Annotated in this window: 24 protein-coding genes; 16 read left to right on the forward strand and 8 right to left on the reverse strand. The window is 70.5% G+C overall.

What is annotated here, in order from left to right:
• From E9998_RS24095 to E9998_RS24110, 4 genes are all read left to right on the forward strand, one after another.
• On the forward strand, positions 1-752 hold a 752-nt coding region (locus E9998_RS24095), incomplete at its 5' end, for an ABC transporter permease (protein ID WP_136532300.1).
• Positions 753-1,003: 251 nt separating this feature from the next.
• The gene (locus tag E9998_RS24100) at positions 1,004-1,387 is read left to right on the forward strand and encodes a group I truncated hemoglobin (protein WP_136532301.1); all 384 of its coding nucleotides are present in this window, start codon (positions 1,004-1,006) and stop codon (positions 1,385-1,387) included.
• Between the two features lie 4 nt (positions 1,388-1,391).
• Positions 1,392-2,498 (forward strand): globin domain-containing protein, encoded by a 1,107-nt coding sequence (locus E9998_RS24105; RefSeq protein ID WP_136532302.1) that lies wholly within the window; start codon positions 1,392-1,394, stop codon positions 2,496-2,498.
• A 16-nt stretch (positions 2,499-2,514) separates the two neighbouring features.
• Positions 2,515-3,120, forward strand: a complete 606-nt coding sequence (locus tag E9998_RS24110) for a DivIVA domain-containing protein (RefSeq protein WP_136532303.1) — start codon at positions 2,515-2,517, stop codon at positions 3,118-3,120.
• 81 nt (positions 3,121-3,201) lie between these two features.
• On the opposite strand, the gene E9998_RS24115 is transcribed toward E9998_RS24110, so the two are convergent.
• Positions 3,202-4,680 (reverse strand): RICIN domain-containing protein, encoded by a 1,479-nt coding sequence (locus tag E9998_RS24115; protein WP_158299977.1) that lies wholly within the window; start codon positions 4,678-4,680, stop codon positions 3,202-3,204.
• 313 nt (positions 4,681-4,993) lie between these two features.
• Between E9998_RS24115 and E9998_RS24120 the strand changes: the two genes are divergently transcribed.
• From E9998_RS24120 to E9998_RS24155, 8 genes are all read left to right on the forward strand, one after another.
• Positions 4,994-6,880, forward strand: coding sequence for a DNA polymerase III subunit gamma and tau (locus E9998_RS24120; RefSeq protein ID WP_136532305.1), 1,887 nt, complete (start codon positions 4,994-4,996; stop codon positions 6,878-6,880).
• Between the two features lie 127 nt (positions 6,881-7,007).
• Positions 7,008-7,346, forward strand: a complete 339-nt coding sequence (locus E9998_RS24125; RefSeq protein ID WP_136532306.1) for a YbaB/EbfC family nucleoid-associated protein — start codon at positions 7,008-7,010, stop codon at positions 7,344-7,346.
• An 89-nt stretch (positions 7,347-7,435) separates the two neighbouring features.
• Positions 7,436-8,032, forward strand: coding sequence for a recombination mediator RecR (gene recR / locus E9998_RS24130; RefSeq protein ID WP_136532307.1), 597 nt, complete (start codon positions 7,436-7,438; stop codon positions 8,030-8,032).
• A gap of 253 nt (positions 8,033-8,285) precedes the next feature.
• Positions 8,286-10,031, forward strand: a complete 1,746-nt coding sequence (locus E9998_RS24135; protein ID WP_204745632.1) for an ABC transporter substrate-binding protein — start codon at positions 8,286-8,288, stop codon at positions 10,029-10,031.
• A gap of 23 nt (positions 10,032-10,054) precedes the next feature.
• Complete coding sequence (locus E9998_RS24140) at positions 10,055-11,062, forward strand: ABC transporter permease (protein WP_136532308.1); 1,008 nt, start codon at positions 10,055-10,057, stop codon at positions 11,060-11,062.
• The gene (locus tag E9998_RS24145) at positions 11,059-12,021 is read left to right on the forward strand and encodes an ABC transporter permease (RefSeq protein ID WP_136532309.1); all 963 of its coding nucleotides are present in this window, start codon (positions 11,059-11,061) and stop codon (positions 12,019-12,021) included. Before E9998_RS24140 ends, E9998_RS24145 begins: the two co-directional genes overlap by 4 nt.
• Positions 12,022-12,164: 143 nt before the next feature.
• Entirely contained in the window at positions 12,165-13,217 is a 1,053-nt protein-coding gene (locus E9998_RS24150) for an ABC transporter ATP-binding protein (RefSeq protein ID WP_136532310.1), read from the forward strand.
• Complete coding sequence (locus E9998_RS24155) at positions 13,214-14,242, forward strand: ABC transporter ATP-binding protein (RefSeq protein WP_136532311.1); 1,029 nt, start codon at positions 13,214-13,216, stop codon at positions 14,240-14,242. Before E9998_RS24150 ends, E9998_RS24155 begins: the two co-directional genes overlap by 4 nt.
• A 75-nt stretch (positions 14,243-14,317) precedes the next feature.
• Here the strand turns inward: E9998_RS24155 and E9998_RS24160 are convergent, their stop codons facing one another.
• Positions 14,318-14,923, reverse strand: a complete 606-nt coding sequence (locus E9998_RS24160) for a hypothetical protein (RefSeq protein WP_136532312.1) — start codon at positions 14,921-14,923, stop codon at positions 14,318-14,320.
• A gap of 421 nt (positions 14,924-15,344) precedes the next feature.
• Here E9998_RS24160 and E9998_RS24165 point away from each other — a divergent pair, with 421 nt between their 5' ends.
• From E9998_RS24165 to E9998_RS24175, 3 genes are read left to right on the forward strand one after another with little or no spacing between them, the layout of a single operon-like run.
• Positions 15,345-15,596 (forward strand): hypothetical protein, encoded by a 252-nt coding sequence (locus tag E9998_RS24165; RefSeq protein WP_136532313.1) that lies wholly within the window; start codon positions 15,345-15,347, stop codon positions 15,594-15,596.
• Entirely contained in the window at positions 15,593-15,901 is a 309-nt protein-coding gene (locus E9998_RS24170; RefSeq protein ID WP_136532314.1) for a hypothetical protein, read from the forward strand. The genes E9998_RS24165 and E9998_RS24170 overlap by 4 nt, the downstream gene beginning before the upstream one ends.
• A complete protein-coding gene (locus E9998_RS24175; protein WP_136532315.1) occupies positions 15,898-16,188 on the forward strand; it encodes a hypothetical protein in 291 nt (96 codons plus the stop codon). Before E9998_RS24170 ends, E9998_RS24175 begins: the two co-directional genes overlap by 4 nt.
• A gap of 107 nt (positions 16,189-16,295) precedes the next feature.
• Here the strand turns inward: E9998_RS24175 and E9998_RS24180 are convergent, their stop codons facing one another.
• The 5 genes from E9998_RS24180 to E9998_RS24200 are packed head-to-tail and all read right to left on the reverse strand — an operon-like array spanning position 16,296 to position 18,547.
• Positions 16,296-16,739, reverse strand: coding sequence for a hypothetical protein (locus E9998_RS24180; RefSeq protein WP_136532316.1), 444 nt, complete (start codon positions 16,737-16,739; stop codon positions 16,296-16,298).
• Positions 16,740-16,770: 31 nt separating this feature from the next.
• Positions 16,771-17,289 carry an EndoU domain-containing protein gene (locus E9998_RS24185; RefSeq protein ID WP_136532317.1) on the reverse strand — a complete coding sequence of 173 codons (519 nt, stop codon included), beginning with the start codon at positions 17,287-17,289 and terminating at the stop codon, positions 16,771-16,773.
• Positions 17,290-17,295: 6 nt separating this feature from the next.
• Entirely contained in the window at positions 17,296-17,790 is a 495-nt protein-coding gene (locus E9998_RS24190; protein WP_136532318.1) for a hypothetical protein, read from the reverse strand.
• The gene (locus E9998_RS24195; protein WP_136532319.1) at positions 17,790-18,119 is read right to left on the reverse strand and encodes a hypothetical protein; all 330 of its coding nucleotides are present in this window, start codon (positions 18,117-18,119) and stop codon (positions 17,790-17,792) included. The genes E9998_RS24190 and E9998_RS24195 overlap by 1 nt, the downstream gene beginning before the upstream one ends.
• Positions 18,116-18,547, reverse strand: a complete 432-nt coding sequence (locus E9998_RS24200) for a YbaB/EbfC family nucleoid-associated protein (protein ID WP_136532320.1) — start codon at positions 18,545-18,547, stop codon at positions 18,116-18,118. The genes E9998_RS24195 and E9998_RS24200 overlap by 4 nt, the downstream gene beginning before the upstream one ends.
• A 147-nt stretch (positions 18,548-18,694) precedes the next feature.
• Here E9998_RS24200 and E9998_RS24205 point away from each other — a divergent pair, with 147 nt between their 5' ends.
• Positions 18,695-19,234, forward strand: coding sequence for a hypothetical protein (locus tag E9998_RS24205; protein ID WP_136532321.1), 540 nt, complete (start codon positions 18,695-18,697; stop codon positions 19,232-19,234).
• A gap of 46 nt (positions 19,235-19,280) precedes the next feature.
• Here the strand turns inward: E9998_RS24205 and E9998_RS24210 are convergent.
• On the reverse strand, positions 19,281-20,415 hold a 1,135-nt coding region (locus tag E9998_RS24210), incomplete at its 5' end, for a metal-dependent hydrolase family protein (RefSeq protein WP_136532352.1).

A 20,415-nucleotide genomic window follows, 5' to 3' on the forward strand; every position in this document is an offset into this window, starting at 1 on the left:
ACGAGGCGACGGCCTCGTACCCGGCGGTGGTGCTCGGTTCGGGCGCCGCCGAGCAGCTCGGGATCACCGGGTCCGGAGACGGCGTGCAGGTGTTCCTGGGCGGTCGGTGGTTCACGGTGGTCGGGGTGCTGGAGCCGGTGGCGCTCGCGCCGGAGCTGGACCTGGCGGTGCTGGTGGGCTGGGAGGCGGCGGCGACATACCTCGGGTTCGACGGGCACGCGACGGCGATCTACACGCGGGCCGAGGAGCGGTACGTGGCTGACGTGGCCGGGGTCCTGGCGGCGACGGCGAATCCCGAAGCGCCCGATGAGGTCTCGGTGGAGCGGCCTTCTGACGCGCTGGCGGCGAAGAACGCGATCGACTCGGCGTTCACGGGGATGCTGCTGGGTCTGGGCGCGGTGGCGCTGCTGGTGGGAGGGGTCGGTGTCGCGAACACGATGGTGATCTCGGTGCTGGAGCGGCGCAGTGAGATCGGGCTTCGGCGGTCGCTGGGCGCGACGCGGGGTCAGATCCGGTTGCAGTTCCTTGCGGAGTCGCTGCTGTTGAGTGCGCTCGGCGGTGTGGGCGGGGTGGTGCTGGGGACGGCGGTGACGGCGGTGTACGCGTCGTCGCGCGGGTGGCCTGCGGTGGTCCCGTACTGGGCGAGTGCCGGCGGTGTGGCGGCGACGCTGTTCATCGGCGCGGTGGCGGGTCTGTACCCGGCGGTGCGGGCCTCGCGGCTGTCGCCGACCGAGGCGCTCTCCGCACAGTGACCATCGTGTGAAGCAGTGACGTACCGGCGGAGCGTTGCCGACGGTTTCCGTTGGGGCTCCGCCGGTTTCGGCGGCGGTGTCCGTCTCCATTGGTCACGGAGGCGGGCGCCGCGTGCTCGTAGTGACAGGGCACTCACGATCCGCCCATCTGGCAGGGAAAACGCTGAAAACATGACGAACACTATGGATCATTCGCGTAGTCGGCGGTAGGCTCTGGTCGCAAACCGCGATATCCCCCGTAAGGATGAATCATGACCGATGCCGAAGCACTGCCGCTGACCCCGTACGAGCGGATCGGCGGCGCTCCCGCCGTCACCGAGGCGGTCGAGCGGTTCTACAAGCGCCTGCTGGCCGACCCCGACCTCTCGGGGTTCTTCGCCGACACCGACCTGGCCCGCCTCAAGCGCCACCAGGTGGCCCTGATCTCGCAGGTCCTTGAGGGCCCGAAGTCCTATGAGGGCCGCGAGCTCGCCGAGGCCCACCGCGGCATGGGGATCACGGCGGACCAGTACGCGGCCGTCGGCGCCCACCTCGTCGCGGTCCTGGTCGAACTCGAAGTCCCCCAGGACATCATCGAGGCCGTCGGCAAGGTCCTGGAGTCGGTCGCGCCGGACGTCATCGAGGCGGACGCATAGTCGCATGGTCGACGCCGAACGGTTGAAGAAGAACTGGAGCCTGGTCGCGGCGCACGGCGACCAGGTTCCGCTGTACTTCTACTCGACGCTGTTCCTCACCCACCCCGAGACGCGCGACCTGTTCCCGATGAACATGGCCGCGCAGCGCGACAAGCTCGTCGCGGCGCTCGGGGCGGTGGTGAGCAACGTCGACACCATCGAGCAGGTCGTCCCCGTCCTCCAGGACCTCGGCCGCGACCACCGGAAGTTCGGGGCGCTGCGCGGCCACTACCCGGCCGTCGGCGAGGCCCTCGTCGCCACGCTGGAGCACTTCAGCGGTCCACATTGGACGCCTGCCATCGCCTCGGACTGGGCCGCCGCGTACGGCATCGTCGCCGCCACGATGGCCGACGCCGCCGACGAGGCCGCCCACTACGCCCCGGCCTGGTGGGACGCCGAGGTCGTCGCCCACGAGCGCCGCGACCTCGAGACCGCCGTGATCACCATCGCGCCCGGCCGCCGCTTCGACTACCTTCCGGGCCAGTCGTTCTCGCTGTGCACGGAGCTGCGGCCCCGGGCCTGGCGCCAGTACACGCCGGCGAACGCGCCGAGGGCGGACGGCACCGTCGAACTCCACGTCCGCGCCGTCGACGGCGGCGAGGTCTCGACCGCGATGGTCTCGCTCCTGCGCCCCGGCGACCCGCTCCGCCTCGGCCCGGCCGTGGGCAGAGGGCTCGTCCTCGGCGGCAACCCGCCCCGGGTCGCCCTCATCGCGGGCGGCACCGGCGTCGCCCCGATGAAGGCGCTGATCGAGCAGATCGCCACCGCGCCGCGGCCCACCAGCCTCTACTGGGGCGCAAGGAATCCCGCAGGCCTGTACTACCTGGACGAGTTGCGCGCGCTCGCGGCGGCGTACGAGTGGCTGGAGTTCGTCCCCTGCGCCGACGAGGACCTCTTCGGCGGCGGGGTCCGGATCGGCTCCCCCGTGGAGCTGGCCGTGGCGCACGGGCGCTGCGCGGGCGCCGAGGTCTTCGTGTGCGGCCCGCCGGGCATGGTCGAGTCGAGCAGGAAGCACCTGCTGGACGCCGGGGTCCGGGCGGAGGCCATCCACTTCGAGCCGTCAGCCGAGTGAGACAGGAGATTCCACTATGTACACATACCGGCAGTCTGGTGGGAAGGTCACCGTCGGACAGGTCAACAACGCCAGGTTCTCGATGACGAGCCTGACCCGCCGCGGCTACCAGCCCGACGAGGTGCACCGCTTCCTCACGCGCATCGCCGACGAGCTCGCCAGCCGCGACCAGCGGGAGGCGGCGCTGCGGGCCGACGCCGAGAAGCTCAAGGAGGCGCTGCGGTCCTGGCAGTCGCAGCAGAGCAGCCAGCGGCTCCAGGCGGCCTCGCCGACGACGCCGACCTCCACCGCCGTCAACCTCATCTCCCAGGCGCAGCAGCAGGCCGAGGGCTACGTCAACCAGGCGCAGCACTACTCGCGCCAGATCATCGCGCAGGCGCGCGCCCAGGCCTCCGAGCTCATGCGCCAGACCCAGGAGCGCGCCAAGGCCGAGGCCGACCGCGCCGTGGCCGACTTCCGCCGCGTCAACGACGGCCACAGCGACCGCGAGGCCGAGGAGCGCATCCGCCAGCTCGTGCGCACCCGCAGCTACCTCGACGCCGTCGAGGTCGCCGAGGAGCAGCTGCGCCTGACCCGCGCGGGCCTGGAGAAGGAGATCGCGAAGCTCCAGGACGAGGTCTGAGACCGGCCCGGTCCGTCAGGACCGGGCCGTGAGCCGGGCGGCGCCCGCCCCGAATCGGGGCGGGCGCCGTTCATGCGCCGATCAGAGGTACTGCGCCAGGATCGGCGTCAGGTAGCCCGCGATCTTGGCGTGGCCCGCGTCCGTGGGGTGCACGTTGTCGGACGTGTCGGTGGCCGGGTCGACCCACCCGACCGTGTTCACGTAGTGCACCTTCGCGTCGCCGGCGTTGTTGCGGGCGGTCACGGCGTTCTGGACCTCCGTGAGCAGCCGCTCCCGGAAGACCCCCATCGCGAGGATCTCCGCGTTCGGGTACGCCTGCCTCGCTCGTTCCAGCAGCAGCACGTAGTCGCTCTGGAACTGCGCCGCCGACACCTTGTTGTTGGTGCCCAGGTTGATCACGACCAGATCGGTGTCGTACGTCGAGAAGTCCCACATCTCGTTGACGTCCTGGTTGGTGGTGCGCAGGAACCAGTCGACCATGCCGCGGCAGTCGGTGGTCGAGACGCACGCGCCGCCCTCGGCGACCTGCATATGGGAGGCGCCGAGCGCTTCGGAGGAGAGCCACGCGTAGGTCGTGAACGGGCGGTTCCCGTTCGGCTGGCCCACGGTGATCGAGTCGCCGATGAACTCGATGTGGTGCTCGGGCCGCTGCGTCGCGACGGTCTGGCCGCCCGAGGCGAGCACGAACCCGCCGAAGGCCGGGTCGCCGGTGTAGGAGCCCGCCCGCTCGCGGAAGCCGATCCGGACCGTGTGCGTGCCCGAGCCCAGGCCCGAGCGCACGGTGACCGTCCCCGAGGCGGACCTGATCCACGTCTCGGCGCCCCCGTCCACGGAGTACCACAGGTCGATGGTGCCGCGCAGCTTCACGCCGATCGAGGAGCCGGTGAAGGCGGTCTCGACGTAGCCGCCGGCCCAGCCCATCGTCGGGTAGGACGGGTCGGCCTTGCTCCAGCGCCCGTAGTACTGGAGGTTCGCGTCGGTGACCGCGCCGGTGCCGCCCCCGCCGGTCGAGCCGACCGGGACGAGCTTCCAGTGCTGCGACTCCAGGTTGTTGCGGTCGTACTGCGAGACGCGGCTGCCGGGGGTGGTGGCCCACTCCCAGTTGTCGAGCGCCTTGCCGGAGTTGCGGTTGACGAGTTCCACCGAGCCGTCGGACTGGGTGTTCACCTGCCATTGCTGGTTGGTGCCGTTGTTGTCGGTCCACTGCACGACGTCGGCGCCGTTGGCGGTGGACTTGGCGTAGACGTCGAGTACCTGATTCGAGTGCCGGGCTTGGATCCGGTAGTAGCCGCTCCCCGACGAGACGAAGCGGAACTGCTGCTCGTTCGCGTTCGAGGGGGTGGCGAGGACGGCGGCGGCGCCCGCGGTCTGCGAGGCGTTCTGGACGGAGACGGCCAGGCCCGAATGGTCGTTGACGATCCGGTACCAGGTGTTCGTCTCCACCGCCGACGCCGGGGCGGCGCCGAGGACGGTGAGGCCTGCCGCGGCGAGGGCCGCCACGGCCGCGGCGGCCAGCCAGCGGCCGAGCCGCCGCCGGAGGGGTGATGCGAGGGTGCGCAACGCGGACTCCTTAGAATTGAAACGTTTAAATATCTCGGTACCGTATGAGGATACCGATAACACGTGATCAGGGCCACCCCTCGCGAGCTCGACTCCAACCACTCCCGGCCTCGCCCGGCCCGGCCTGTGCCGTCCCTTCCAAGACCACCGGTCGCGCCGCCGAACGTCGGACCCAGGCCGTACCCTGGCTTCAGGCGGGCCGCGGACCGGTCCGCAGGGCTCCGGCCGGGACCGCGCGGCGGCAACCGGCGGGGGCAGCACCGCCCGAGCGAGAACCGAGGCACCGCCCCGCGGGCGCCGACTGGAGGATGACGTGGCACTCGCGCTGTACCGCAAATACCGGCCGCAGACCTTCGCCGAAGTCGTCGGCCAGGAGCACGTCACCGAACCGCTCATCAACGCCATCCGCGCCGGGCGCCTCAACCACGCCTACCTCTTCTCTGGGCCGCGCGGCTGCGGCAAGACCTCCTCGGCGCGCATCCTCGCCCGCTCGCTCAACTGCGCCCAGGGCCCCACGCCCGAGCCGTGCGGCGAGTGCCGCTCCTGCCGGGCCCTCGCGGCCGACGGCCACGGCTCGATCGACGTCATCGAGATCGACGCGGCCAGCCACGGCGGCGTCGACGACGCCCGTGAGCTGCGTGAACGGGCCGTCTTCGCGCCCGTCGACTCCCGCTTCAAGATCTACATCATCGACGAAGCGCACATGGTCACCGCCGCCGGCTTCAACGCGCTCCTCAAGCTCGTGGAGGAGCCGCCGGAGTACGTCCTGTTCATCTTCGCGACCACCGAGCCCGACAAGGTCCTGCCGACCATCCGCTCGCGCACGCACCACTACCCGTTCCGCCTCATCCCGCCGCCCGCGATGCGCGAGCTGTGCCGGAAGCTCTGCGACGAGGAGGGCGCGGTCGTCGCCGACGACGTGCTGCCGCTCGTCGTGCGCTCCGGCGGCGGCTCGGCCCGCGACACCCTCTCGGTCCTCGACCAGCTCATCGCCGGCGCCGGGCCCGAGGGCGTCACCTACGAGCGGGCCGCCGGGCTCCTCGGCGTCACCGACGCCGGGCTCCTCGACGAGATGTGCGAGGCCTTCGCCGCCGCCGACGGCGCCCAGGTCATGGAGGTCGTGGAGCGCGTGGTCGAAGGCGGCCACGACCCCCGCCGCTACGCCGGGGACCTCCTCGAACGCCTCCGCGACCTCATCGTGCTCACCCAGGTGCCCGACGCGGGCTCGCTCGGCCTGGTCGACGCGCCCGCCGACCAGCTCGCCAAGATGACCAGCCAGGCCACCCGCATGGGCACCTCCACGCTCATGCGCATGGGCGAGGTCGTGGCCGCCGGGCTCGCCGGGATGCGCGGGGCCACCGCGCCGCGGCTCCTGCTCGAACTCGCCTGCGTCCGCGCGATCCTGCCCGGCTCCGACGAGTCGATGGCCGGACTCATGCAGCGGCTGGAGACCTTGGAGCAGCGCGCCGCCGGGGCCGCCTTCGCCGAACCGCGCCCGGTCGCCGCCGCCCCGCGCCCCGAACCACAGGCCGCACCGAGCGTCCCGAGCCCGAGCGTCCCGGCTCCGGCGGCTCCCGTCGCCGCCTCGGCACCGAGCGCCCCGGCGACCCCGCCGTGGGACGACGAGCCCGCCGCGCCGCAGCCGCCCGCCGCTCCACCGGCCGCCGAACCCGAGCCGCCGCAGGCCCGGCCCGAGCCGGTGCCGGTCGCCGACGCCGCCGGTCCCGGCGCCGCCTCGATCCGACGCCAGTGGGATCGGATCATGATGGCCGTCAAGGACAAGAAGCGCACCACCGCGGCGCTGCTGTCGGAGGCCACGGTCGCCGACGCCACGGACAACGAGGTCGTCCTCGCGTTCAAGCACAGCTTCCACGCCGAGAACCTCCAGAAGGAGCCCGCGTACGGGATCGTCGTGGGGGTCCTCGGCGAGGTCCTCGGCGGCACCTGGAAGGTCCGGTGCGAGGTGGGGGAGGTCGCGAACCTCCCAAAAGCGGGGACGGCGCCGGCTCCTAGGGCGTCCGCGCCCGCCGCCCGCGCCGCGAGCGACGCCGACCGCCGCGCCCCGGCCCCCGAGCCCCCGGCCGAGGACTTCGACGAGCCGAGCCCCGACGACCCGGTCGCCCCCGGCGGCTTCGGCACCAGCGAGGAGCAGGCCGTCAAACTCCTGTCCACCGCCTTCGGCGCCAAGCAGATCGCCTGAACGCACGCCCGCGCGGCGCGGCTTGCGGGCCCGCGCCGCGGCGTGCTCGGCGGGTGCGCGTCACCGCGAGCGGCTAGGGTTGCCGTATACCAGGAGACCCCCGAACGACCACGGCGAGGAGATCGACATGTTCCCAGGCGGCGACATGCAGAAGCTGCTCCAGCAGGCGCAGCAGATGCAGTCCGACATGATGCAGGCCCAGGCCGAACTCGCCCAGACCGAGGTCAGCGCCTCGGCCGGCGGCGGGCTCGTCACGGCGACGGTCACCGGCGACGGCGAGCTGGTGCGCGTCAAGATCGACCCGAACGCGGTCGACCCCGAGGACGTCGAAACCCTCGAAGACCTCGTGCTCGCGGCCGTCCAGGCGGCCACCGAGGACGCCAAGCGCCTCGCCAGCGAGAAGATGGGCCCGCTCGGCGACGCCCTCGGCGGCATGACCGGCGGCCTCGGCCTCCCGGGCATGTAGAGGGTCCTCACCCTCCGACCCCGTTCGCCCGCAGGCGGACCGGGGTCGCCTTTCCACCCACCGACCACGCGGCGAGAAAAGAGAGACCCTTGTACGACGGGGCATTGGGCGACCTCATCGAGGAGCTGGGCCAGCTGCCCGGCATCGGGCCGAAGAGCGCCCAGCGGCTCGCCTTCCACCTGCTCGCCTCCGAGAGCGCCGACGTCGAGCGCCTCACCTCCGCGCTCGAACGCGTCAAGGCCCAGGTGCGGTTCTGCGAGACCTGCGGCAACGTCACCGAGGCCGAGCAGTGCGGGATCTGCCGCGACCCGCGCCGCTCCGAGACGCTCATCTGCGTCGTGGAGGAGCCCAAGGACGTCCTCGCGATCGAGCGCACCGGCGAGTTCCGCGGCCGCTACCACGTGCTCGGCGGGGCGATCAACCCGCTCGAAGGGATCGGCCCCGACGACCTGCGCATCCGCCAGCTCATGGTGCGTCTCCAGTCGGGGGAGACCAAGGAGATCATCATCGCCACCGACCCCAACACCGAGGGCGAGGCCACGGCCACGTACCTGGCGATGCTCGTCAAGCCCATGGGGTTCAAGGTGACACGGCTCGCCAGCGGCCTGCCGGTCGGCGGCGACCTGGAGTACGCCGACGAGGTCACGCTCGGGCGCGCCTTCTCCGGCCGCCGCGACATGGACTAGGGCCCGTCCCGGACCCGAAGCGGCGCAGGCGCCCCGGTGGCCGCCGCTCGCGGCCCCGACCGGCGGCCGCGCCTGCCGCATTCTAGGACCCGTTGCGGCGCAACAGGTTTCGCTCCGAAGTGAACTGTGCGGTTTGGGTAACAATAGTCGCCGGAACGGTCACGATCGCATAACGCTTAACAGTGTCGTAACTCACCTTGTCCTACTCTAGGTCTACCTCCGAATACCCAACGACCGACGGGTGAGACAACCTATGCGCACGTCACCAACCCCAGTCAGGCGCGCCCTGGCCGCAGCGGCAGGCGCCGCGATGGCCTTGGGCCTGTTCACGGCCTGTAGCGACGACGGCGAGTCAGGCGGTGACGCCAACACCGCCGAGGACTTCGACTTCACCTGCCCCGAGCGGACCGACACCGACGCCGTCAAGGACGAGGCCGCCAGCGAGAGCACGCCCTTCGTCTTCGGCACCCCCGGCGAGCCGTCCTCCCTGGACCCGGCCCTCGCCTCGGACGGCGAGACGTTCCGCGTCACCCGCCAGGTCTACGAGACCCTCCTCGACACCGAGTGCACCGACACCGTGCCCGGCCTCGCCGAGTCCTTCGACCAGAACGACGAAGGCACCGTATGGACCTTCCACCTGCGTGAGGGCGTGAAGTTCCACGACGGCACCGACCTCGACGGCGCCGCGGTCTGCGCGAACTTCGACCGGTGGGCGAACTTCAAGGGCGGCTTCCAGTCCGAGAACTTCACCTACTACTACTCGGCGGTCTTCGGCGGCTTCGCCGAGAACGACGCCGAGATGGGCATGGAGAGCGAGTCGATCTACCAGGGCTGCGAGGCCGACGGCCTGGACGCGACCATCACGATCAGCAAGTACTCCTCCAGCTTTCCGCACGCGTTCACGCTCAACTCGTTCGCGATCATGAGCCCGACCTCGATCGACGCCGTCGCCGACGCGACCATCGAGGCCGCCGACTCGCCGCAGCCGGACTACGCGATGACCCCCGGCAGCCTCGCCGGCACCGGCCCGTTCACGATCGAGTCGTGGGACCACGCCGAGCAGGCCGTCACCCTCACCCGCAACGACGACTACTGGGGTGAGAAGGCCGGGGTGAAGACCATCATCTTCCGGACCATCTCCGACGAGACCGCGCGCCGCCAGGCCCTCGAGACCGGCGACGTCCAGGGCTACGACCTCGCCGCCCCGGCCGACGTGCAGCCGCTCGTCGACGCCGGCTTCCAGGTGCCGACCCGCGGCGTCTTCAACCTCCTGTACCTCGCCTACGCGCAGGGCAACGCCCCGCTCGAAGACCACAAGGTCCGCGAGGCGCTGTCCTACGCCGTCGACCGCGAGCGCATCGTCAACTCGGTGCTCCCGCCCGGCGCGACCGTCGCGACCCAGTTCATGCCGCCGAGCCTCGAAGGCTGGTCCGAGGACGTCGTCGAGTACGGCTACGACGCCGAGAAGGCCAAGGAGCTCCTCGCCGAGGCCGGGCAGGAGGACCTCTCGATCGAGTTCTGCTACCCGACCGACGTGTCGCGCCCCTACATGCCCTCGCCGAAGGACATCTTCGACATGATCTCCTCCGACCTCGAGGCCGCCGGGATCACCGTGACCGCCACGCCGATCACGTGGACCGAGTACATCCCGACGACGCGCAGCGGCGAATGCCCGCTGTACCTCCTGGGCTGGACCGGCGATTACGCCGACCCGTACAACTTCCTCGGCACCTGGTTCGCCGACGCCTCCACCGAGTTCGGCCTGACCGCCGACGACCAGGCGATCTTCGACGCCGTGGCCGCCGCGACCTCCGAGCCCGACGAGGCCACCCGCACCGAGCTGTGGATGACCGCGAACGAGACGATCATGGAGGAACTGCCGGGCCTGCCGCTCTCCAGCTCCCCGCCGTCGATCGCCTTCGCCGCGAACGTCTACCCGCCGAACGCCTCCCCGCTCACGCAGGAGAACTTCGCGCAGGTCTTCTTCACTCAGCAGTAGACGGAACTGGTCGATAGCAGAATATGCTGCGGTACACCGTAAAACGCCTCCTGCAGTTGAGCGTGGCGCTTCTCGGGCTCTCCCTGCTCCTGTTCGCGTGGTTCAAAGCCCTCCCGGGCGGACCCGAGAACCAGATGCTCCCCGAGAACGCCACGCTCGACGACCGGGCGGCCCTACGCGAGTCACTGGGCCTGAACGAACCCGTCTGGGTCCAGTACCTCGAATTCCTGCAACGGGTCGTCCGACTCGACTTGGGCTCGTCCCTGTCGAGCGGGCGGCCCGTCGCCACGGAACTGGCCGACCGGCTGCCCGCCACCATCGAACTGTCCTTGGCGGCCATGGTGATCGCCGTCGGCATCGGCATCCCCCTGGGCTACCTCGCGGCGCGCAAGCGCGGCACCTGGCTCGACTTCGCGGCCGTCTCGGGCTCGCTCATCGGCATCTGCATCCCGGTGTTCTTCCTCGCGGCCATGCTGAAGGTGGTGTTCGCGCAGGAGCTCGCGCTCCTGCCCTCCACCTTCCGCCTCAGCTCGGGACTCCAGTACACCGACGTCACGGGCCTGAGAGTTCTGGACGGCCTCATCACCGGCGAGTTCAACGTGGCGGGCGACGCGTTCCTCCACCTGATCCTCCCGGCCGTGGCGCTCTCCTCGATCCCGCTCGCGGTGGTCGTGCGGATCACCCGCGCGAGCGTCCTCGACGTGATCGGCGAGGACTACGTGCGCACCGCCGACTCCAAGGGCCTCAAGCCCGCCGTGATCCGCGGGCGCCACGTCATGCGCAACGCGATGCTGCCCATCGTGACGGTGATCGGGCTGCTGCTCGGCTCCCTGTTCGCGGGGGCCGTGCTCACCGAGAGCGTGTTCTCCTTCGGCGGCGTCGGCTCGTTCGTCTACCAGGCGACGCAGGAACGCGACTACCCGGCGCTCATGGGCTTCATCCTCGTCATCGCGGTGTCCTATGTGGTGCTCAACCTGATCGTGGACCTGTCCTACGGCCTCCTCGACCCGAGAGTGCGGGTGCGGAAATGACCACCGCCAAGATCGAGAAGCTCGACCGCCTCATCGAGGCGCACGCCGAGGCCCGGGACGCCCGGTCCGGCTCCCTGTGGCGCCAGTCCGTGCGGCGGATGCGTCGCTCCCCGATGGCGATCAGCGGGGCCGTGATCGTGGGCCTGTTCGTCCTCGTGGCGATCCTCGGACCCTGGATCGCCCCCTACGACCCGACCGCCCAGACCTGGGGACGCGAGGTCTTCCTCAACCGCAGCATCTTCCCCGGCCCGCGCCCCGAGAACTGGCTCGGCCTCGACCACCTCGGCCGGGACATGTTCTCCCGCATGATCATCGGCGCCCGCCAGACCCTCCTGGTCGGCGTCGTCGCCACCCTCATCGGCTTCGTCGCCGGCGCCCTCGTGGGCGGCGGCGCCGCCGCCCTGGGGACCTTCGGCGGCCGCTGGGGCGAACGCGTCGAAGCGGCCGTGATGCGCGCGGTCGACGTCGCGCTGGCGATCCCGATGCTGCTGCTGGCCTTGAGCATCGCGGCGCTCATGGGCCCGAGCCTGACGACAGTCATGGTCTCGGTCGGCGTCGCGCAGATCCCGATCTTCGCGCGCATGATGCGCGGTTCCATGCTCGCGCAGGCCCACTCGGACTACGTGCTCGCCGCGATCTCCATCGGCGTCCCCAAGAGCCGCATCGTGGTCGCGCACATCTTCCCGAACTCGCTCGGCCCGGTCATCGTCCAGGCCACGCTCGTGCTCGCGACCGCGATCATCGAGGCGGCGGCCCTGTCGTACCTGGGCCTGGGCAACCCCGACCCGGGCACCCCCGAGTGGGGCACGATGCTCGCCGACGCCCAGCGGTTCCTCTCGGGCGCACCGCAACTGGCGATCTACCCGGCGGTGGCGATCATCGTCACCGCGCTCGGCTTCACCCTCCTGGGCGAGGCCATGCGCGAATCGCTCGACCCGCGGCTGAGGAGGCAGGAGTGACGGCGCACGACAACGCCTCTGTGTGCCCGGCGGCGCCCGCCGCAGCGCACCACGACGCCTCCGCGCACCCGGCGCCCGCCGCCGCGCACCGGCCCCTCACGCACCGCGAACCGTCCACCTCCCGACCGAGAAGGCGAAGGTAAATGGCGCTGCTCGAAGTAGAAGACCTGCGGGTCGCCTTCGGGGCGGCCACCGCCGTCGACGGGGTCTCGTTCACCGTCGACCAGGGCCGCGTCGTGGGCCTGGTCGGCGAGTCCGGCTGCGGCAAGTCCGTCACCAGCCTCGCGATCATGGGCCTCCTGCCCAGGGGCCGCGGCAAACCCGCCCCCGTCCAGGCCGCCGCCGCGGAGTCCGCCGCGGGCATCGCACCCGTCGCCCCGCAGCCCAAGGCCCGCAAGGCCTCCCGCAGCGGCGCCGACGTCTCGGGCCGGGCCGTCTTCGACGGCACCGACCTGTTGTCCCTGCCGCCCGCGTCGATGCGCCGCCGCCGCGGCTCAGACCTCGCGATGGTCTTCCAGGACCCGCTCTCCAGCCTCAACCCGGTCGTCACCATCGGCCGCCAGATCACCGAGGTCCTCCAGCGACACCGGGGTCTCAAGGGCGACAAGGCGAACCGCGAGGCCGCGAATCTCCTCGACCGCGTCGGCATCCCCGATCCGACCCGGCGCCTCAAGGAGTACCCGCACCAGCTCTCCGGCGGGATGCGCCAGCGCGTGCTCATCGCGATCGCCGTGGCCTGCGCGCCGCGGCTGCTCATCGCCGACGAGCCGACCACGGCCCTCGACGTCACGATCCAGGCGCAGATCCTCGAACTGCTCAAGGACCTCGTGGAGACCGAGGGCACGGCGCTGCTCATGATCACCCACGACCTCGGCGTCGTGGCCGGGATCTGCGACGAGGTCAACGTGCTCTACTCGGGGCGCGTGGTCGAGTCGGCGCCGGTGCGCGAGCTGTTCGCGCGGCCGACGCACCCCTACACGGTGGGGCTGCTCGGGTCGATCCCGCGCCTCGACCTCGGCACGCACGAGCCGCTCACGCCCATCAGGGGGTCGATCGCCGACGTGATCCGCTGGAAGGACGGCTGCGCGTTCGCGCCGCGCTGCGACCGCGTCGCCGCGGCCTGCGTCGAAGGCGAGCCCGCCCTGGTCGGGTCCTCGCACGTCCACCGCTGCGTCATGGCCGAGGAGGTCGCATGAGCACCGCATCCGAACCGCGCGTTCCCGTCCAGCGCACCGGTGGGGACGACTCCTCGCCGCTGCTGGAGGTCGAGGGACTGGAGGTCCACTTCCCGATCCGGCGCGGCCTCCTCGTCGAGCGGGTCGTGGGCCATGTCCGGGCGGTCGACGGCGTGAGCCTCCGCGTCGACTCGGGCGGCACGTACGGCCTGGTCGGCGAGTCCGGTTGCGGCAAGACCACGCTCGGGCGCGCGGTGCTGCGCCTGGAGGAGCCGACCGCGGGCCGTGTCCGTCTCGGCGCCGACGAGGTCACCGCCCTCAAGGGCGAGCGGCTGCGCCGCCACCGCTCGAAGATGCAGATGGTCTTCCAGGACCCGCTCGGCTCGCTGAACCCTCGGCACAATGTGGACATACTCCTCGCCGAGCCCTTGAAGGTCCACGGGATCGGGTCGAAGGCGGAACGGCGCAAGCTCGCCGTCGACACCCTCGACGCGGTGGGTCTGCCGAAGTCGGTCCTGGAGCGCTACCCGCACGAGTTCTCCGGCGGCCAGCGCCAGAGACTGGGCATCGCCCGCGCGCTCATGCTCCGCCCGGACCTCATCGTCTGCGACGAGCCGGTGAGCGCCCTGGACGTGTCGATCCAGGCGCAGGTCATGAACCTCCTCGAAGAGCTCCAGGTCGAGTTCGGCCTGACGTACCTCGTCATCGCCCACGACCTCGCGGTGGTCCGCCACCTCTCGGACCGCGTAGGCGTCATGTACCTAGGCAAGCTCGTGGAGGAGGCCGACTCCGAGTCGATCTACGAGAACCCCCGCCACCCGTACACCAAGGCCCTGCTCTCCGCTGTGCCGCAACCGGACCCGGAGGTCGAGGCCACCCGCGAGCGCATCATCCTCAAGGGCGACCTCCCCTCCCCGGCGAACCCGCCCTCCGGCTGCCGCTTCCGCACCCGCTGCCCTTGGGCCGAGGACATCTGCGCCGAGCAGGAACCCGAATGGCGCGAGACCACAGCCGGCCACAAGGTCGCCTGCCACTTCGACCTGTAAAGCGGCGCAGCGCTAGCGGCACTCGCGCGAAGGCGCGGGCGAATCCCTTCGCCCGCGCCTTCGCGTTCCGCTACCTCAGCCGCTGAGGTGGGCGAGGGCCGATTCATAGGCCTCCATCGCCGCCTCGACGCCCTTGGGATCTTCGAGGCCCTTGAGCATCAACTGCTGGCCTGCGAGGAGGTCCTTGCCGACGGCCCAGAGCAACTGGTCGTCGCCTTCCAGGATCTTCCCGGTCTCGTAGTCGACCCAGGCGACCTCGTTCAGCTCCACATTGGCGCCCTCGCGGATCTCGGCCGCCGCGAGGAAGTGCTCGATCGACTCGTCGCGGAGCTTCTGCGCGAGGTCGGGGTCCTTCGTGAGCCGCGACTCGGAGAGCCGTTCGAGGCCGAGGTCGAGGCGTTCGAAGTACTTGTACTGCTCGTCCCAGCGGATCTTCGGGTCCAGGTAGTCGAACCCGAGACCGCACGGGGGTCGGCAGGGGAGTTCGATCTCCTGCCCGAGGAAGACGTCGACCTCGATGGCGCAGGGGTCCCAGTAGAACCCGCCTTCGCCGTCGGAGACGAAGCCGCCGAAGCAGATCTTGACCCATTCGTTGGCGGCCTGGGCGGCGGTGGCGGGGATGAACATGGTGGCGCTGAGGGCGAGGGTGATGGCGATGAGGATTCGCCTGAGGTGGCGCATCGTGACTCCCTTGGGGATCGTGGGCGAGTCCTCAGCATTTCAGGTCTATGTGGAGAGTTCCAGTGTTTGGCAACAAGTTGACAATGGACCGTACTGCTGATACACGAATAGACTACTATCTATTTCGACCGCATTCCCGCGACTGGTGTTGCGCCCCTGCGTGACTCGCCGTACCTCCATCGCACACACGACCCGGTATCATGTCGGGCCGCAAGGTCCGTGCCGAATCACGAACACGCGTCTAGACACTCCCGGCTCACCGGTGTGTCGCTGCTTGGCGTTCGCGAAAGTATGTGCAAGAGTTTCAGCACGCGTGTATCACGCGTCCCAGAAAACTAACTGAATACGAAACGCGGCGGGCTGCTGTACGGCCTTGGCAGAAAGTCCAGCAGCCCGCCCCTAGCCAGAGAGGAAACCTCCCATGGTTGCCTTCAGCGTACGCCATGACCCGGTCCCGGCCTCGGTCAAAATCGACCTCGAACTCCACCGGCCCTACCGCACCTGGTTCGGCCTCGGCCGCCTGCGCTGCGAATGGTGCAACCACAAATGGGGTGCCCACGGCTGCCCCCAACGCCGCTCCGCGGTGAAGCTCCTCGCCTCCAAGATCAACTCCGACTCCCTCCGCGACGTGCTCACCACGCTCATCGGCTTCTCCTGGGGCGGTGCGGCATGAGCGACACCGGCTCCCGCGCCCGACGACCCGATCCCGAGCGGATCGTCCTGGGCCGCTTCACCCTCGAGCACCGCCGCATTGAGGTCTACCAGCTCGCCGGGGGCTCCACCACCTCGGTCCGGTTGCGGCGCATCGCACCTGAACCGGCCGTCGACCTCGGCTACATCAACCGGATCGGCTCGCCGTTCGCGCGCCTGCACCTCTACCGCGCCGAATGGTCCGCGGCCCTGCGCCGCGCCGCCAGAGACAAAGCAACCGCCATCTGGCACCACGCCGCCCGCCATGAAGCGGAGGTCGAAGGATGACCCTCCACTTCATCGACCGCCTCCCCGTCCTCGGCTACGCCGACGTCGACGACCGCACCCTGGCCTTCGCATGGAACTGGCACGAACCGGTCCTCCGCATCACCGCCGCCGACGGCACCCTCCTCGGCCACGTCACCCACCTCGACGCCCTACCCCGCCTCGCCTCCGCCCCGACCGGCCACGCCTGGCTCCATCAACACCACCCCGCCCGCACCCGCGCCGTCCTCCACAACGCCATAACCCTCTGGCGCAGAAAGGAGACCTTGTTCCGAGACTGTGACGGCTGAAGCGGGACCGTTTCCCGTGCCTCGGCTACCCTGCGGCGCGGCGCGCGCCCATCCTGAGACGGCGAAGGCGCGGACGGCACCCGCCGTCCGCGCCCTCGATACTCGTGTCAGGCGGGGCCTTGGGTGGGGATGCCGAGGCGGCCGCGGTAGGGGTGGCGGATCTGCCAGGTGTCCTCCCATTGGAGGAGGCCTTCCTGCCATTCGGGGAGGTCGGGGCGGTAGTTGCGGGGGGCGTTGGCGCGTTCGGGGGTCTCGACCATGAACTGCCAGAAGTCTTCGAGGGCGGTGCGGACGTCCTCGACGCTGTAGGTCGCGCCCTGGCGGTTGCCGTGGGCGGCGCGGATCGTCACGCCGTCGGGCCGGAAGGTGACGTCCCAGCCCTCGGAATCCCACTGCTCGAACGGCTCGCCGCCGGCGCGCACGTCGTCGGTCATGGCGAGGGCGTCGAGGAGGACGCGGAACTTGCGGCCGATGTCGGTGCAGATCCAGGCGGCGAGGACTTCCCGGCCGGGCGGCGGGGCGTCCACGACCGGACCGAAGTAGTCGTCCATACGGAAGCGCATTGCTCAGTCGCGCCTTTCATTACTGCTGGTCGGATGGGAAGCCGTGCGTGTATCCGCGGCCGTTGGCGTTGTCATAGTAGCCGCTGATCTTGACGCCGTTGGATTCGCCGACCCACATGTTCGGGTCGTTCGGGTGCGGCTGGCTCTTGCGGAAGGCGCTGGCGATGTTGCGGTCGACCTCAGGTCCGTCCCAGCTGTCGGGGAAGAACGTGGAGACGCCGTTGTTGCCGCCCTTGGGCTTCCAGAACGGGGGCGGGCCGGGGTCGAGGAACTCGGGTTCGGCCTGGTAGACGCCGCCGTCGCCGACGGGCCGGTGGGTGCCGGGGCGGATGCGCCTGCCGTCGAAGTCGTTGCCGCCGGGGCGCCAGTGGTAGCCGCTGCCGGAGTTCCGGCCCGGCCTGGTGTCGCCGACGAGCGCGTGATGGAGCATGTCGTAGTCCATCTTGTTCTGCTGGGCCCGCCCGGCGCGCTGCTTCTTCGCCTTCTTGAAGAAGTCGAGCGCGGCGCTGATGAGCTTGCCGCCGCTTTTCTTTCCCATTGGTGCCTACGCTTCGAGGAGTTTGAAGACGGCTTCCTGCATGAGGTTGCCGACGACGGTGCGGGCGAGCTGCTGGAAGATCGGGACCTGGAGCAGCGAGGCGCCGAAGGTGACGGCGGCCTGGGCGATGGCGATGGCGATCTGGACCGCGAGGATCACGAGCTGGACGAGCACCATGATCTTCAGGACGAGGACGATGATCGAGCAGATGATGAGCCCGACGCCGGCGATCATCGCGCCGATGGAGCCGTTGTCGAGCACGTCCGCGGGGCCGTCCTCGCTCTCCCACCAGGCCTTGAACGCGTCGATGTCCTTGCCGATCTGGTCGGTCCAGGCCTGGGCGGCGTTGGCGTCGGCCTCGCCGAGGATGTCGCCGAGTTCGCCGCCGAAGTCGAGCCACGCCTGGCCGAACTCCATGAGGTTGTCCTCATTGGACTGCGGCCAGTCGAAGCCGAGGACGCCCAGGAGGGTCGCCAGTTCCGAAGGGAGCATGATCGCCATCAGGAGCCACCGTCCAGTTCCGAGGTGAGCTGAATGAACGCCTGCGCGACCTCGTTGTCCGCGTTGAGGTGCTGCACCGCGAAGTCGCGCACGTCCAGGCCCGCGTCGGCCATCGACTGCGCCGCCTCCGAGAAGCACTCCTTCGCGAACTCGAAGACCGCGGTGTGCGCCTGCTCGATGAGGCCGCCGATCTCGTCGCTCCCGCAGGCCGCGGTGACGCCCTCGATCCTGGAGGAGAACTCGTCCACGGCGGCGAAGAACCGCTCGGCCGTGCCCTCGATGCTCTGGCCGGCCTGGTCGAGGCCGTCGGGGTCGATCTGGAGGCTCAACGCTCCATGCCCTTGCTCTGCGCGGCGGTCTGCACGATCCTGCCGTGCGACTCCGCCAGGCTCGTCATGAACGAGCTGAGCCGCTGCACCGACTGCTGCTGGATCTCCTCGACCTTCTCGGTGAGCGCGTCGAGGTCGACGGCCCCGGGGAGCCCGGCCTGCTCGCGGGCCTTGTCGAGCGCGGCGTTGACGCCGGTGGTGATCTGCTCGGCGAGTTCGGAGCCGCCCAGGCGCATCGCGCGCGGGTCGACCACTTCGACCGTGACCTTGCCCGCCAGGGTCGCCGAGACCCGGACCATGCCGTCGGCCACCTCGACCTCGACCTTCTCCTTGCCCGCGTCCTCTTGCGCCCGTTGGCCGTCCTTGGCCACCTGTAGGGCCTGCGCGAGCACGTCGGCGATGCCCGACTGTTCGGTCGGTGAACTCATGGAGGCTCCTCGGGAAGAGTCGTTGCGGGGGTGCGGTTCAAGCTTCCACCGACGCTATCAATCGCCCGCACATACTGGGATGCAAGGTGAACCAGGTCCCAGCGCGACGCAATGTGAACAGCGGTCGACTCCTGGCACAATGACGGCATGGAAACCTTCACCGCACCGGACAGGATGAGCGCCGGGATGCGCCGCAACGGCGTCATGATCTGCGCGTTCTTCGGCCTCGGCTGGTACTTCGGGGGCGCGGGCGTGCTCCCGGGCGCCGGCTACCTGATCGGGTTCGCGATCGCGCTGGCGGTGAGCGTGGGGCTGGTCGTCGCGATCCCCCGGATCGAGTCGACGCGCGGGCCGCGCGAGCTGCCGAAGGACTGGGGGAAGCGGTACGGGATCTGGGTCGCCTTCGAGGTCGTCCTCATCGTCGCCGCGATCGCCACGGCGAACGCCCTCGACCTGGTCGACTTCCTGCCCGGCACGGTCGCCGTGATCGTCGGCCTGCACTTCGTCCCGCTTGCGCGGGCCTTCGACGAGCCGACCTACAAGCTGACCGGGTACGCGATGGCGCTCGCCGGCGCAGGCGGCATCGCGGGCGGGTTCGCCGGGGTCGGGCTCGGCGGCGCCATCGCCGGGTTCGGCAGCGCGCTCGTCCTGTGGGCCACCGGTTTCGTGATCCTCAAGCGCGGCTGAGCGATCGAGTCGGCCCCGGTGCGCAGCACCGGGGCCGTCGCCGTTCCTACAGCCGGTCGAGCTTCACCGCGCCGCCCTGCACGACCATCTTCAAGCGCTCCTCCGGATCGGTGAGCACCGCGAGGTCCTCCAACGGGTCGCCGTCCAAGACGAGCATGTCGGCGAGCGCGCCGGGCACGATCCGGCCGAGCCGACCGTCCTCTCCGAGGAGCCGCGCGGCGGTGACGGTGGCCGAGCGGATCACATCCGCGGCGGGCTGGACGGCGCCGCGGATCGTGAACTCCCGCAACTGGTGCCGCCGCATCCCGCCGAGCAGGTCCGAGCCGTAGCAGAGGTTCACTCCCGCGCGGTGCGCGAGGTCGAGGGCCTTGAGGCCCGCGTCGAGCACGAGCGGGTTCTTCGCCAGGCTCGCCTCGGGGAGGCCGTGCTCGGCCCCTTCGGCTGCCATGCGGTCGTACGTCACCAAGGTGGGCACCAGGAACGCGTCGCGCTCCAAGAACAACTCCACACTGGACTCGTCGAGCAGGTTGCCGTGCTCGATCGACCGCACGCCCGCTTCGAGCCCGCGGTTGATCGCGCGGGCGGTGTAGGCGTGCCCGGCGACGTACCGGTTGGCGGCCTCGGCCTCCTCCACGATCGCGCGGATCTCCTCCAGGGAGAACTGGGTCGAGTCGATACGGTCGGTCGGGGAGGCGACGCCGCCGGAGAGCATGATCTTGACGTGGTGGGCGCCGGTGCGCAGCTGCTCGCGTGCGGCCCGGCGCACCTCGTCCACGCCGTCGCACACCGTGCTCATGTCCGGGCAGCACTGGTGGTCGTCGCGCACGCTGCGCCCGCGCGGGCGCCCGTCGCCGTGCCCGCCGGTCTGCGAGAGCGCCTTGCCGCCGAAGTACAGGCGCGGCCCGTCCACGATTCCCTGCGCGACCGCTTCGTGCAGCCCGAAGTCCGCCCCGCCCGGGTCGCGCACGGTGGTGAAGCCGCGGTGCAGCATTGCCCGCATCTCGTTGGCGGCCAACAGAGCGACGTACGCGGGGGACTCGTCGGCGAGCCCGGGGAGGTTCGCGGAGTGGGCGTTGACGTGCGCGTGGCAGTCGATGAGGCCCGGCATCAGGGTGCGCCCGGCGAGGTCGACCACGCGGGCCTCCGCGGGTACTTCGAGGTCCGGGCCGCCGACGGCGGCG

The sequence above is a fragment of the Glycomyces paridis genome, from assembly GCF_004912155.1.
GTDB lineage: Bacteria > Actinomycetota > Actinomycetes > Mycobacteriales > Micromonosporaceae > Glycomyces > Glycomyces paridis.

Coding starts and splice junctions, on each gene's coding strand:
- E9998_RS24100 (WP_136532301.1), top strand. CDS start 1,004: ATGACCGATGCCGAAGCACTGCCGCTGACCCCGTACGAGCGGATCGGC.
- E9998_RS24105 (WP_136532302.1), top strand. CDS start 1,392: ATGGTCGACGCCGAACGGTTGAAGAAGAACTGGAGCCTGGTCGCGGCG.
- E9998_RS24110 (WP_136532303.1), top strand. CDS start 2,515: ATGTACACATACCGGCAGTCTGGTGGGAAGGTCACCGTCGGACAGGTC.
- E9998_RS24125 (WP_136532306.1), top strand. CDS start 7,008: ATGTTCCCAGGCGGCGACATGCAGAAGCTGCTCCAGCAGGCGCAGCAG.
- E9998_RS24135 (WP_204745632.1), top strand. CDS start 8,286: ATGCGCACGTCACCAACCCCAGTCAGGCGCGCCCTGGCCGCAGCGGCA.
- E9998_RS24140 (WP_136532308.1), top strand. CDS start 10,055: ATGCTGCGGTACACCGTAAAACGCCTCCTGCAGTTGAGCGTGGCGCTT.
- E9998_RS24145 (WP_136532309.1), top strand. CDS start 11,059: ATGACCACCGCCAAGATCGAGAAGCTCGACCGCCTCATCGAGGCGCAC.
- E9998_RS24150 (WP_136532310.1), top strand. CDS start 12,165: ATGGCGCTGCTCGAAGTAGAAGACCTGCGGGTCGCCTTCGGGGCGGCC.
- E9998_RS24155 (WP_136532311.1), top strand. CDS start 13,214: ATGAGCACCGCATCCGAACCGCGCGTTCCCGTCCAGCGCACCGGTGGG.
- E9998_RS24160 (WP_136532312.1), bottom strand. CDS start 14,923: ATGCGCCACCTCAGGCGAATCCTCATCGCCATCACCCTCGCCCTCAGC.
- E9998_RS24165 (WP_136532313.1), top strand. CDS start 15,345: ATGGTTGCCTTCAGCGTACGCCATGACCCGGTCCCGGCCTCGGTCAAA.
- E9998_RS24170 (WP_136532314.1), top strand. CDS start 15,593: ATGAGCGACACCGGCTCCCGCGCCCGACGACCCGATCCCGAGCGGATC.
- E9998_RS24175 (WP_136532315.1), top strand. CDS start 15,898: ATGACCCTCCACTTCATCGACCGCCTCCCCGTCCTCGGCTACGCCGAC.
- E9998_RS24180 (WP_136532316.1), bottom strand. CDS start 16,739: ATGGACGACTACTTCGGTCCGGTCGTGGACGCCCCGCCGCCCGGCCGG.
- E9998_RS24185 (WP_136532317.1), bottom strand. CDS start 17,289: ATGGGAAAGAAAAGCGGCGGCAAGCTCATCAGCGCCGCGCTCGACTTC.
- E9998_RS24190 (WP_136532318.1), bottom strand. CDS start 17,790: ATGGCGATCATGCTCCCTTCGGAACTGGCGACCCTCCTGGGCGTCCTC.
- E9998_RS24200 (WP_136532320.1), bottom strand. CDS start 18,547: ATGAGTTCACCGACCGAACAGTCGGGCATCGCCGACGTGCTCGCGCAG.
- E9998_RS24205 (WP_136532321.1), top strand. CDS start 18,695: ATGGAAACCTTCACCGCACCGGACAGGATGAGCGCCGGGATGCGCCGC.